This is a genomic window from Marinobacter sp. UBA3607 (assembly GCF_002375525.1).
Lineage (GTDB): Bacteria > Pseudomonadota > Gammaproteobacteria > Pseudomonadales > Oleiphilaceae > Marinobacter > Marinobacter vinifirmus.
The window spans coordinates 110,917-124,507 of the sequence record NZ_DFLY01000015.1 but is presented as its reverse complement, the minus strand read 5'-3'; the positions used below and the strand labels follow the sequence as shown (position 1 = coordinate 124,507).

Here is a 13,591-nt window from a genome sequence, read left to right as displayed (position 1 = left end):
GGCGAAGGCGGCATCCTCACCGAAGCCATCCGCCAGAAGCCTTATTCCGTGGTGCTGCTCGACGAAGTCGAAAAAGCCCACCCGGAAGTTCTCAACCTGTTCTACCAGGCCTTCGACAAAGGCGAACTGGCGGACGGCGAAGGCCGGTTGATCGACTGCAAAAACGTCGTCTTCTTCCTCACCTCCAACCTCGGCTACCAGACCATCGTCAACCACGCCGAAGAACCGGAAAAGATCGAAGAAGCCCTGTACCCGGAACTGGCCAACTTCTTCAAAACCGCGCTGCTGGCACGAATGGAAGTGGTGCCCTACCTGCCGCTGGGCGAAGACACCCTCAACCGCATAGTCGGCGACAAACTCCAGCGCCTGGCCGAGCAGATCAAAGCCCGTTACCACACCGAGGTGGAGCTGGAAGGCGGCCTGGTAGAAGCCATCCGCAGCCGCGCCACCAGAAGTGAAAACGGCGCAAGGATGCTGGAGTCGATCATCGAAGGAGAACTATTGCCACCGGTGTCGCTGGCGCTGCTGGAAAAACTGGCGGCAAGAGAGCCGGTGACCAAGGTCACTCTGGGTGTAAAAGAAAATAAATTTATAGGAACAGTCGCTTAGCCTGGAGGCCTCCTGAATCGTAGCGCACCGTGGGGTATCGCTTTCCAAAACCCTGCGGAGCCATGGATGGCGGAGCGGAGCGTACACGGACGTATTCACAGCGTGTTTTGGAAAGCGATACCCCACGGTGTGCGGGCGGAAAACGAGAGCGGAGCGTACAAGGATGTATTCACAGCGTGTTTTGGAAAGCCACCCCGCAGGATGCGCGGGCGACGATCTCCTAAGTCATTATTCCGGGATGGAAAGCATGGGAAGGATGCAGAAGGAACTGCACACCGGCATAGACCTGGCGGTGGCACTCATCAAACAGGATACCCTGCCGGCGCTGTTGAACACCGCCACCCGCCAACTCGAAAACGCCTTCGGGCTCAGCAAATGCTGGGCACTGGAACTCGACCTCAGCGGCCGAACCCTCCACTGCGGCAAACTGGACGAAGCGGGCGAATTCGACTGTAACGACTTCAGCCACCCCTTCGCCCACGTGCTGCAAACCGGCCAGCCGCGGGAACTCACCCGCGCCGCCAGCTACCGCCTGGATCACGCCGGCTTCCAGAACCTCCTGGAACTCAGTGGGCGCCCGAGAAGTTTCTGGCTGGAACCGTTAAAAGGCACAGATGGCCGCACGCTTGGCATGCTCGTACTGTGTGGCGACCACCCCGACTGGCAAGGCATCATCAGCCAGCCCCTGTACGCCGGCATCAAACAACTGCTGGTGCACCAGTGGATCAGCCAACTGCAAACCCGCGACCAGGTGTGGCAGCGGCGCATGCTCAAACGTTCCCTGGACCACCTGCACGACGCCGAAACCCTGCGCCAGCGCTGCAACCAACTGGCCCACACACTTGTGGGTAACTCCGAAGCCATGGTTAACCTGCGGGCGCAGGTGGTACGTGCCGCCGGCAGCCAGCTGTCGGTGCTGATCCAGGGTGAAACCGGCTGTGGCAAAGACGTGGTGGCCCGGGGCATCCACGACATGTCTGACCGGGCCAACGGCCCCATGGTGGTGGTCAACTGTGCTGCCATCCCGGACACCCTGCTGGAAAGCGAACTGTTCGGCCATACCAAAGGCGCCTTCTCCGGTGCGGACCAGGCCAAGGAAGGCCTGCTGGCCCAGGCCAACGGCGGCACCCTGTTCCTGGATGAAATCGGCGACATGCCCATGGCCCTGCAATCGAAACTGCTGCGGGTGCTGGAAAGCCGCCAGTTCCGCCCCCTGGGTGCCCGGGATGAACAGCACTCCGACTTCCGGTTGGTAGCGGCAACCCATCAGCCCCTCCAGGAAGGCATCGAAGACGGCCGCTTTCGCCGGGACCTGTTCTACCGACTCAGCCAGTTCCCGTTGCGGGTCATCCCCCTGCGCGAGCGCACCGAAGACCTGGAAGCCCTGAGCCGGCATTTCATCCGCCTGTATACCGAGCGTGAAGGCAGCGGCCCTTTGGGTATCAGCAGCCACGCCCTGCACACGCTGGCCGGTTACAACTTCCCCGGCAACGTGCGGGAACTGCGCAATATCGTGGAACTGGCCTGCCTGCAAACCCCCGCCGGTGACGATATCCAGCCCGATGTACTGCGCCTGGATGACCTGTTTGCCGAACCTGGCCAGCCACTGACAGCAAGCGTGGAGCCCAAAACCGTGCCGGGGGTGCCGGGAGTCGACGACATCCGCGACCTGAAAGCGGCCTCCCAGGCCTTTGAAGCCGCCATTATCCGTGACCGTCTGCGTCAGTACGGCGGCAACCGTGCCCAGGCGGCCGAAAGCCTGGGTTTGCCGAAGCGCACCCTGGCCCATAAATGTCTGAAGTATCAGGTAACAGACCTATGACCCTGAAAGACCCTGTTCGAACTGGCCTGCTGGCCCTGGCCATGCTGTGTGCCAGCAGCCATGGCGTCGCCGATCCGCGCCTGACCGCGGCCGAGGCCTGCACTGAAGAAGCCAACCGGCTGGAGCGGCTGGCCTGTTTTGACGAGGTTTTTGCCACACCGCTGGCACGTTATCAGTCGGGTGCCGGAGAGCCTCGGATGAACCGCTCCGAACGCTGGCGCCAGGCCTTTGCCCTGGCTGGTAAGGGTGATGCCTCCGGGGTGATGTACCGGAACACCGGGGCAACCGCCGGGCACCTGGTCACCGTGACCGCCCTGGGAGCAAAGCCCCCGCGCCCGGTACTGACCCTGCAATGCCACAACAACATTACCGAACTTGCGGTCATGCTGCCGGAGCCGATTAACCGGGAGCGGGTCAATGTGGCCCTGGGTGCCGAACGCGCCTGGTGGCGGGTGCGGGATGAGGGGCTGGTGGTCAGTGCTGGTCGTGGCCTGCCCGCTATTCGCACCGTTCTGGCCATGGTTCGGGAGCCGGATACCCGGGTTCAGGCCGATGTGGCGGAACTGGATGGCTTGTTGTTTGACCTCACCGGCTACGCGGAGGCCATCAAGCCTTTGCGTCAGGCCTGTGGCTGGTAAGGGAGCAATGAGATGCAGGTGATCGAACAACATCCGTACGTAGACCAGGTGCTTGGCGCTATCCCGGGTGAGTCTGCCGTGGGTGAAAGCCTGGCCGAGGACAGCGCACTGGAGTTTCTGGAAGACGAAGTAATGAAGGTGGGGTCCCTGGCCCACAACGATATCGACTGGAACAAAGTGGAAAGCGTGGCACTGCAGCTGCTGGCGGACCGCAGCAAGGATATCAAGGTGCTCGGGTTTCTGATGCTGAGCCTGCAGCGGGGTGGGGACGGCGAACGCTTTGTGTTGTCTCTGTATCTGCTGCACCGGGTGCTGGACGACTGGTGGGAAGCGGCCTGGCCTTACCCCGGAGCAAAGGGCCAGAGGGCCCGGAAAATGCTGTTCACCCAGATACTGCAGAGGGCCCTGAAACCGGTGGAAAGCCTGGTGTTTGATGCCAGTGCCGGCGATGGCCGGCAGTTTTGCCTCGACCTGATCACCCGGCTGGATGACCAGGCCCGGGCGCGGGATTCGCCGGATGATGTTCTGTTTGACCTCAAACGGGCCGTCGAAAAGCTGCCCCGGCAGGATCAGCTCACCGGTGGCCAGAGCGCAACAGAACCCGCTTCGACGCCGGCGGGCACGACCCAGGGCCCGGCAAGCCCTAAACCTGCGGCTTCAGCGACGACACCGGCAGCTCTGGGCAACCTCACTCTGGACCCCGGCAACGAACGGGCCACCCGCCAGAGCCTGCTGAAAGTGGCCGAACTGCTGACCGGCACCGAGCCGGACAACCCCCTGGGTTACCGGATGCGCCGCCATGCCATCTGGCAAAGCATTACCAGCCTGCCACCGACCCGGGATGGCAAGCGCACCGACCTGGCCGCCGTGAGTGCCGACCGGGTGTCGGAATACCGGGAAGCACTGGAGAAAACGCCTGACAACGAACTCTGGCAGCGCATTGAACAAAGCCTGTCGGTAAGCCCGTTCTGGCTCGACGGCCACTGGTTGAGCGCCCGGGTAGCTGCCGCCCTTGGCCACGGCGACTGCGCCGAGGCCATCCGGGAAGCCCTGAAAGCGTTTGTCGAACGCTTGCCGCAGCTGGCGGAACTCACGTTTAACGACGGCACCCCGTTCCTCAGTGACCAGGCCGCCGACTGGCTGCACACCACGCCGGTTTCCGCCAAGGGCGGTGGCGGTGGGGCCAATGCCTGGGAGCAGGCCCTGGACAGCGCACTGGAGCTGGCGGGGCAGAACAAGCTGGCTTCGGCCATGGAGCTTCTGGAGCAGGGACTGGCAGAGGCAAGGGAACCGAGGGAGCGCTTTTACTGGCGCCTGGCCAGTGCCCGATTGTTGAAAGAAACCGGCCTGAAAGCCATGGCCGGCGAACACTTACAAGACCTGAAAAACCAGGTTCAGGGGCTGGTCCTGGAAGACTGGGAACCTGGCCTGATCAAACAACTGGAACGACTGGCGTAACGCCCGCACGCATCAAACGCAGGAATGGAAACCATGTGGAGAAAAGCATTACTCATTGGTCGTTGGCTTCTGCCATACATTCGTAACGCCGCCCCGGTCACCCTGGTACTGGGCGTGGTTGCCTTGCTGGTGGCCACCTGGTGGCTGGGGCCAAGGCTGGAAATCCACGGTGAATACCCGCTGATGGCCTGGCAGATGCGGGCGCTGGTCACCCTTGGGGTCATCCTTCTGGTTGTGGTGTTCTGGGGCATGGCTCTGGCTCGCCGGTTGGGCAAGGTCAACAAGGCCAAGGCCGAAGAACAGCAGGAACAGGAAGATCCTGTCCTGCCTATGGAGCGCCGGCAGCAGCGTTTGCTGGACCGCCAGTTACAGGCCCTGAAGAGCAACCTGCCGGGCCGCAAGGGGCTTTACCGCTTACCCTGGTACCTGGTGATGGGGCTGGAAGATGCCGGCAAAACCAGCCTGATTCAGCGGGCAGGGCAGACTTACACCCTGACCAACGTCACCCGTAACAATCGTGGTGACCGCAATCCGTTCAGCTTTGACTGGTGGATTGGTGACAACGGCGTACTGATCGACCCGGACGGTGAACTGCTGAGCCAGAACCAGGGTGAGGGCGCTACCGGTGAGATCCAGAACCGGCTGTGGAACCACTTTATCGGCTGGCTGGAGCGCAGCCGGCCTCAGCGCCCGCTGAACGGCGTGATCCTGGCCGTGGACCTGGCGCGCCTGAGCACCGCCAGCGACCAGCAACGGGAAGCCCATGCCATCCTGCTGCGCACACGGCTGCGGGAACTGATGGAGCAGCTGGGGTCACGGCTGCCGGTGTATGTCACTTTCACCAAAATGGACCTGATGTACGGCTTTGCGCCCTTTGTTCGAACCCTGTCGAAAGCCGAGAAGGAAAAAGCCCTGGGCTTTACCTTCCGGCTGGAGAGCCAGCAGGACCATGATCACTGGCTGGAGCAGTTTGCGGACAGCTACAGTGAGATGGTGGATGAGCTTAGCCAGCGCCTGCCGGATGTCCTGGCAGACACCCGCGACAACGAAGAGCGGGCCGCGGCCTATTCGTTCACCCGCCAGCTGGCAGGCCTGAAAACCACCATGGAGCAATTCCTGACCGACCTGTTGTCAGCCGATGCCTTCTCCACTCCGGCACTGGTGCGCGGTACTTTCTTTACCTCGGTTCTGCAGGAAGGCGTGCCCGAAGATGCCTTTGTCTCTGCCGCTGCCCGTAACTACCAGGTAACCGGCCCGATTCAGCCGGCCCAGCGGGGCGGGCAGTCAGCCAGCCTGTTCACCCGCAACCTGTTTCCTGACATCGTTTACCGGGAGGCCGGGCTGGCCGGCGATAACCGTAAGGTTGTCAGCAAGCGCCGGCGCAAGGTGGCGTTTGCCGCCATGGTTGCCCTGTGCGCCGGTGCCGGTGTAACCGCCGGCTGGCAGCATTACTTCATCAAGAACGCCGAGGCGGCTGCCCAGGTGAAAACCCGGGTGAACTCGTTCATCAACGACTGGCAACCGGTGGGTTATGAGCCGGACAGCACCGGTCGCAACCTGCTGCAGCCCCTGGATCAGCTGCGGGAAGCCACCCTGGCGTTCGGTGATTACCGCAAGGAATGGCCGCTGGTTACCGATATGGGCCTGTATCAGGGCCACAAAGTCGGCCCGGAAGTGGATGCCGCCTACCTGGATATGCTGGCCTACCAGTACCTGCCGGCCCTGATGTTCGGCGTGATGGAAGAAATGGGCCGTGCGCCGGATGACAGCACTGAGCGGCTGGAACACCTTCGGGTGCTTCGTATGCTCTACGATGCCAGCGGTCGCCGCAGTGACCTTGTCTCCGGCTATATGCGCGAATACTGGCAGTCCCGGTTCCCGGGCCAGCGGGATGTACAGAACCGGCTGTATGGCCACCTGCAGTACGCCATGGCCCACACCGACCTGGCCGGCATGGCTGCCGACGGCGATCAGACCGCCGCCATGGCCCTGGCGCCCTTCCGCAGCAGTGTGCAGTGGGCGCAGCACGAGCTGGGCCGCATCAGTACGCCCGATCGCGTTTACCGTGACCTGGAAGTGGAAGCCGGCCGGGAATTCCAGGCCCCGCTGGAACTGGCCCGCAGCTCAGGCCCTGCCTTCACCACGGTGTTCACCCGGCTGGATGCCTACGGCGAACCGCTGGGCGATGAGCTGCCGGGCACGGAAGATCCGCTCTCCATTCCGGCCCTGCTGACCCGTGACGGCCTGGAGAAGTGGTTCCTGGGCAAGTCCGGTTCTGTAACCGAGCTGGCGCTGGTGGATGCCTGGGTACTGGGCCGCCGCAACGATGTGGACTTCAGCAAGGCGGATGAAGCAGAACTGCTGGCCAGCCTGCAAACCCTTTACGCAGAGAATTACGCAGACGCCTGGCGTACGGCTATCAGCCGGGTGGACATCCACCGGTTTGAAGACCTGAACCACGGTGTGCGCATGCTGGAAAGCCTGACCAGCGGCCACCAGCCCCTGACTCGCTTGTTGGCCCAGATACAGAACAACACTCGCCTGATTCCTGTGGGCGAAGGGGAAGCCGAGGCCGCCCGCAAGCTGCTGGAGCAGTCGCCCCATTACCGCATGCTGCAGGATATCGAACGGCAGTTCTCGGACCTGAACCGCCTGTCGGACAAGCAGGGCGAACAGCCTTCGGGGCTGGAAGAAATCATGCTGGTGGTCGGCGAGTTGCACGAGTACCTGCGCAACATCCAGGAGTCTCCGGATGCCGGCAAGGCCTCCCTGGCGGCGGCCCGGGCCCGCATGGGTCTGCAGGGGGCGGATCCGATCTTCACCCTGCAGCGCATGGCGAACCACCAGCCGGAACCGCTCAACCGGATATTGAACCGGCTGGCCTCGGAAAGCTGGCGGGTGGTGCTGGACCGGGCGGTGGCCCAGTTGGAGCGTGAGTGGTACCGGGAGGTTTACCAGCCGTTCCAGCAAAACCTGGCCCGGCATTATCCGTTCACAGCCGGTGCCGGCCGTGATGCCGCCCTGCAGGATTTTGAACGTTTCTTTGCTCCGGATGGGATCCTGGAAACCTTCTACAACCAGAACCTGAAGCTGTTCCTGGAAGATCATCCGGAGCACGTGGGCGACGCCCGCCGGGCCAGCCTGGTGCGGCGTGACGTGGTGGCGGCCCTGGACCGTGCCCGCCAGATTCGCCAGGCCTTCTTCACCCGCAGCGGCACCCTGGATGTGGAATTTGCCCTGGAACCGTTGAACCTGACCAACAACAAACGCCGGGCGGTAGTGAACATCGACGGTCAGCTGGTGGAGTTCTCCCATGGCCCGCGCCAGAGCATACCGCTGGTATGGCCCAACACCCTGCGGGATTCGGTGGAAAGCCGTATTACCCTGGTGCCGGTTCAGGTTAACCGTTCGCCGCGCAGCATCTCTGAAAGCGGTCCCTGGGCGCTGTTCCGGCTGCTGGATAAAGCGGAGATTGCCGGCGTGAGCAGTAACGCTGTCGACGTAAAATTCAACGTAGACGACGGCGCCATGCGTTATCGCCTGCATGCCGCCAGTAATACCAACCCGTTCACACAGCAGCTGCTTGCAGGGTACCGAATACCCCGCAGCTTGTATTAGACTATGGCCCGCGCCCGGGCCTGAACGCCCGGGCCGATCGCAGCCCGTACCCGGATGGTGTGGGTTTGAACAGACATGTTTTTCTTCAGGGATCGAAGTCATGCCCAAGGCAAGCGGATTGCAGTTCACCGCCCGTGTAGGCGAATTCCCCTCAGATCACTTTTCGGTAGTTGGCTTCGCGCTGACCGAACAGCTGTCTTCCTTGTTTCATGGCCGGTTAGAGCTGGCCAGTACTGACCCAGACGTGGCCGCTGCCGACATTCTGGAACAACCGGTAGACCTGGTGGTTTGGCAGGATGGGCAACCGTTGCGCCGTTTCACCGGTGTGGTGAACGAGTTTGTTCGTGGCAACACCGGCCACCGTCGCACCCGCTATGAAGTGGTCATCCAGCCGCCGTTATGGCGTCTGGGCCTGATGCACAACAGCCGCATTTTCCAGGCCCAGAGCACCGACGCCATTGTGCGAACTTTGCTGGAAGAGCGGGGCATTGTGGATTCGGTGTTTGACCTGAAGCGCGCGCTGGCAGAACGAGAATACTGCGTTCAGCACCGGGAAAGCGACCTGCAATTCCTGGACAGACTGGCCGCCGAAGAAGGCTGGCATTACCGCTATCAGCACGGCAGCGTGGATGGCGAGGAACAACCAGCCCTGATCATTGCCGACCACCACGGCGACGCCCCGAAACTGGACCCGGTCACCTGCAACACCAAAGCCGGTGGCAGCACCCAACAACCCTGCGTGTTCCAGTTCGCCTACGAAGAACGGGTCAAAGCCGCCTCCGTGGCCATGAAGGACTACACCTTCAAGAACCCCGCCTACGCCCTGATGCATGAACAAAGTGCCGGCGGTGTTAACCACCGGGAAGACTACCAACACTACGACTACCCCGGCCGCTACAAGGCCGACGCCAGCGGCCAGCCCTTCACCCTGGCCAAACTGGATGCCCTGAGAAACGACGCCTCCCTGGCCAAGGGCGAAAGCAACCGCCCGGACTTCACCCCCGGCGCCAAAGTGGACTTGGAGGAACACGACAGCCAGAGCCTGAACCGGGAATGGCTGCTGACCGCCATCACCCACACCGGCAAACAGCCCCAGGCCATGGAAGAAGAGGGTGGCAGCGAACCCACCAGCTACCACAACGACTTCACCGCCATCCCGGCCGATAAAACCTGGCGGCCAGTGTGTGAACACAAACCCATGATGGACGGCCCCCAGATGGCCATCGTCACCGGCCCCGAGGGTGAAGAGATCCACTGCGATCAGTCCGGCCGGGTGAAAGTCCGATTCCCGTGGGATCGCTATTCAAAAAATGATGAACACAGCAGCGCCTGGCTGCGCGTCGCCCAGGGCTGGGCCGGCGGCCAATACGGCTTTATGGCCCTGCCCAGAATCGGCAACGAAGTGATAGTCAGCTTCCTGGACGGCGACCCGGACCAGCCCATCATCACCGGCCGCACCTACCACGCCACCAACACACCGCCCTACGCGCTGCCGGAACACAAAACCCGGACCACGCTGAAAACCAAAACCCACAAGGGCGAAGGTAGCAACGAACTCAGATTTGAAGACGAAGCGGACCAGGAACAGATCTATGTGCACGCCCAGAAAGACCTGGACCTGCTGACGGAAAACAACCGTACCGAAGTCATCAAGAACGACAGCCACCTGACGGTGGAGAACAACCGCTTCAGCCACACCAAAGGCAACAGCCACCACACCGTGGACGGCGAGAAGCGCGAACAAACCGGCAAAGACCACAGCTTCAGCGTCACCGGCACCCTGCACCTCAAAGCCGGCGCCGCCTGGCTCAGTGACTCGGGCACCGAGCTGCATATCAAAGCCGGTCAGAAAGCGGTGATCGAAGCAGGAGCCGAAATTACCCTCAAAGCCGGTGGCAGCTTCGTAAAGATCGACCCCAGCGGCGTGGCCTTGGGTGGTGCGAGCATCAAGATGAACGCCGGTGGCGCTGGCGGCAAAGGCAGTGGGCAGAAGGTGCAGGTGCCGGAGCGGCCCGGATTGGTAACGGCTGCGGGCGGGGTTGTGGCGCCGGTGGCGTTGGCGGAAGTCGATCAACGTCTGGATGCCGAACCAAAAGCCATCGTTGCCCATCGCCTCAAGCAGGCACGCATGCAAGGAACCGCCATTGTTGAGCAGTGTCAGCAACAACCCGATGGCTCGTGTCCGCTCGGGAACTGCCCGTGCGGCAAGAACAAGTCGGCATGATCGGAGGGGAGAGGTCCGTGGCATTACCAAAACCTTCATCTGACAAAGTGTGTTATCTGGTGCTGGAAGCTCGCCAGAATCCACCGGTTGTGCGGTCGTTGTATGAGCAGGCAGACAACCCGACGTGGGTGCACCTGTTTGCTGAAACAGACTGGCAGCAATACCTGGCTGAAAGCCCGGTTGTTTTGGAGGCAAACCAGAGTAGCCCTGAATACCAGTGGGCGCTGAAAGGACTGAAAGAGGGACGATTAACGGGCCTGATTCTGGAGTCGTCAGTAGGACTCGAGTCCGTCACGAAATGGTTAAGAACGCGTCTGAAAGTACGCTTCGATGGGCAACGACAGGGCCTGTTGCGCTTCTATGACCCGGATGTTTGGCATCGGCTATCTCCAGTGGTCCAGGAGCAAGCGGATGTGGTGGAGCGCGTTATCTACTGGCATGGTGAATCGGGTGAGGCCCGCTGGCTGACCACCGAAAAACCAAGCCCGTTTAACATGTTACCTGTGCCCACGCTGAACGAAAGCCAATGGCAGGCATTGAACACCGTTACTGTCTGAGCACGAATTCACCCTATGCAAACCAAGGAATGACAGGGATGTCTGAGAACAACTCAAATCAGGTTGCCGGAAACTGCGGCCCTGCCTGTGAGGGCGAATCACTGATTATTGAAGTGATCGGTAAGGAGCATCCGGAAGGGCATAGTTTCAGAATCTTCGATGAAACTAACTATGAGCAGCAGGAATGGCTGGAGAGACAGCTTGAAGTAGATCCCCTGGATAATTCAGTCCTGCATGTTTGGCCTTGGCAGCGGGGGCTAAGTCATAACCTGTGGCTGGATATTTCTGCGGAAGAGGGTGCTGCCATCCGCGTGCCGTTGTTCGAGTCCGTAACCTCAACAAAACGGGAGATGGAGAAACAACAGAACCGCATTCTGCCGCTGGTTCCCCTGACGCTGATCCATGATCCGGAACCTGAGCCGGGGCAGCCGAAGGAACAGCTTGTGCCGGTGCGCCCCGGGTTTATTTATGTGTTCCGCAATGGTCGCCTGTGGCGAGAGCTTGAGGTGCAGTACGCCGATTCGGGCGTCATGGAATTTCGGGATGTTCGCCTGACGGATTATCGACAAGACGGGAGGAAAGGCGTTACCGAAGACCGGCGGCCGGCCTTAGGGAAGGCCCAGCCTGCTATCTGGATTCCGGTCAGTGAAATGAGCCGGTCCCTGTTGTCTGAATTCGAGATGGCCTTTTCCGAGGTGCAGTGGTCGGCTCAGCGCATTGCTTACCTCGAAGCGTCCCATTCTGCACGAAAGGAGCGGTGTCAGTCTCTCAAAGGTCCTGAGCCACTGCCTGAAGTGGCATCTCAATCGGAAGACAGGCAAAAGCCGGGCTGCTTGATGTCTTTGTTTGAACTTCCGGAAATGAGGTTGCGGGAGCCATATCTGGAGCAAAACCTGTCACGGCCATGGAAGAGCGTTTACGACCTTAAGGGTCAATACTCCCGAAACCTGTACGCCCAGGCCAAGGAGGAAGCCGAAGCCTTTGCAGCGAACAAGGAATCCGCCAGTTCTGCCTGGGAAAACGCGGGGTATCGGGACTCGGCTCTCAAAGGATCAGCATCTGTCCGATTGGCGGCACTGGAGAGTCAGCTAAGTGGCGAGGAGAGCGAACTGTGGCAAGCACTCGGCGAAACGGGTGACAGCCTGGCAGAATCGAGGGATGCAGGCTACACCGGCGTGATTCTGCAAGATCACCTGTTTTGTGTACGTCACCACGTATCTCAGGCGTTGTCGGCCCAGTCATTGATTGAGACTGTTGCCCAGCTGGCGCAGAAGTCGAAACACATTGATAGTGCTTACCTTGTGCAGTCGGTCATTCTGCCTGAGAAGCTCGGCGGAAAGAAAAATCCTTTAAACGAGTTTGCCCGACACCTGGATACGACCTATTTCGGGCCACTTCACATGGCGCTGCGGTCTGCCCAACGACGCATTGCCCGAGAGGAGTTGGCCAGGGCCCAGAAGCTGGTTGCAGATACCATCAAGTCCACAGAGTACCAGTCAGTACTTGCTGATCTGTTTACCCTGAAGAAAGAGGACTATATCGAAGGGTTTGCTGTTTGCAGCAATATTTTTCAGGTTCTTTGTCAGAACCCGAACGACTGGGATCCGGAGTCCGAGCGAGCCGTCACCAATGAAGAGCAGGTGCGCGATGCCAATGACCTTTTGTTGAAGATCATTGAAGAGGGCAGTGATCAGCCCTTACATGCGATGATTTTTCCCAGTGATGAGCTTTTGAAATCAAGGGCTGAAACTCCAGCTCCCGAGGAGTGTGGTGACGGCCGTTGCCGGCCCAATGATTTGCAAGGTATCTCCGAGTCCTTGCCGGAGATAGAGAATTCTCAATCCCTGACGGCCGTTGCCCTGGCGGCAGTCGCCAAAGACGAGAAAAGTCTTGATCTGGTAACTGAGTTGAAGCGTTGGAGTGCCGCAGTCAATACGCTACTGGATAGTTTGCAAAAGCATTCACAAGCACTTTTGAACAAGTTGAAATCCCGAAGTTACTCGATATCTGCCAAGTTCTATGGGCCTTTGTTGCGCATGGCGAAGGCCAGGGATCCTGATCTCTTCGGCACAGTGGAACTGGTTGCCAGAAATGCTGTTCCGCAGGGGTGGTTAATGATCGGAATCTCTGATCCTGAAATCGGCTTGAAGTATGGCCTGACCGAGGCTGATCACGAATATCGCCATAAAGCGAATCTGCATAAAAGGTTGTACGGTGAACTTTATGATGAGGAGGGTAATCTCCTGGCGACGACGTCAAAATCCCGCCTGGATTTGTCCGCGGATGATGTTGACCCCGGGGCGTCCCGTCATGCGAGGGAAATGCAGGTTTTTGCAGCGCCAGCAGATTCTGAGGTGATTGAAACCCATAGACAGCTACGATCAACCACTAAATGGGAGCGCTTTCTTGATCATGCGAGAATCCCATATTTAGTTTTTGCCATTGAAACGCTCAACCTGACGAGTGAACTGCGTTTGCAGTCCCAGATCACCAATGACAAGGGCTTTGCCCGGATGGGCGCAGGTGCGCTAAGCGCTCTGGCAGATTTAACTTTTGCTGGTAGTCTTGCTGCTGAGCGAATAAGTAAGGAGCTTGCTGTTTGGAAAGGAGTTCCCAAGCTGTTGGATAAGACCTTGCTGAAAACCGAGGGAACGATAATCGTTCG

The 13,591-nt window shown here is 60.1% G+C and carries 8 protein-coding genes; all 8 read left to right on the top strand.

All coding sequences use genetic code 11. The features are described 5' to 3' along the window. The coding region (locus tag B2589_RS05765; protein ID WP_286815924.1) for an AAA family ATPase at positions 1–609 on the top strand (609 nt) is incomplete at its 5' end. Positions 610–865: 256 nt separating this feature from the next. Beyond that, on the top strand, positions 866–2,431 hold the full coding sequence (locus tag B2589_RS05760) for a sigma-54 interaction domain-containing protein (protein ID WP_286815950.1): 1,566 nt from the start codon (positions 866–868) through the stop codon (positions 2,429–2,431). Then, entirely contained in the window at positions 2,428–3,069 is a 642-nt protein-coding gene (gene vasI, locus B2589_RS05755; protein ID WP_286815923.1) for a type VI secretion system-associated protein VasI, read from the top strand. Before B2589_RS05760 ends, vasI begins: the two co-directional genes overlap by 4 nt. 12 nt (positions 3,070–3,081) lie before the next feature. Then, entirely contained in the window at positions 3,082–4,527 is a 1,446-nt protein-coding gene (gene tssA, locus B2589_RS05750; RefSeq protein ID WP_286815922.1) for a type VI secretion system protein TssA, read from the top strand. A gap of 24 nt (positions 4,528–4,551) precedes the next feature. Continuing rightward, complete coding sequence (gene tssM, locus B2589_RS05745; protein ID WP_286815920.1) at positions 4,552–8,145, top strand: type VI secretion system membrane subunit TssM; 3,594 nt, start codon at positions 4,552–4,554, stop codon at positions 8,143–8,145. A gap of 100 nt (positions 8,146–8,245) precedes the next feature. Continuing rightward, positions 8,246–10,369: a type VI secretion system Vgr family protein gene (locus B2589_RS05740; protein WP_286815919.1), complete on the top strand. Its 2,124-nt coding sequence runs from the start codon at positions 8,246–8,248 to the stop codon at positions 10,367–10,369. A gap of 17 nt (positions 10,370–10,386) precedes the next feature. Continuing rightward, positions 10,387–10,926, top strand: a complete 540-nt coding sequence (locus tag B2589_RS05735) for a DUF4123 domain-containing protein (protein ID WP_286815918.1) — start codon at positions 10,387–10,389, stop codon at positions 10,924–10,926. 38 nt (positions 10,927–10,964) lie between these two features. After that, on the top strand, positions 10,965–13,591 hold a 2,627-nt coding region (locus tag B2589_RS05730), incomplete at its 3' end, for a hypothetical protein (RefSeq protein WP_286815917.1).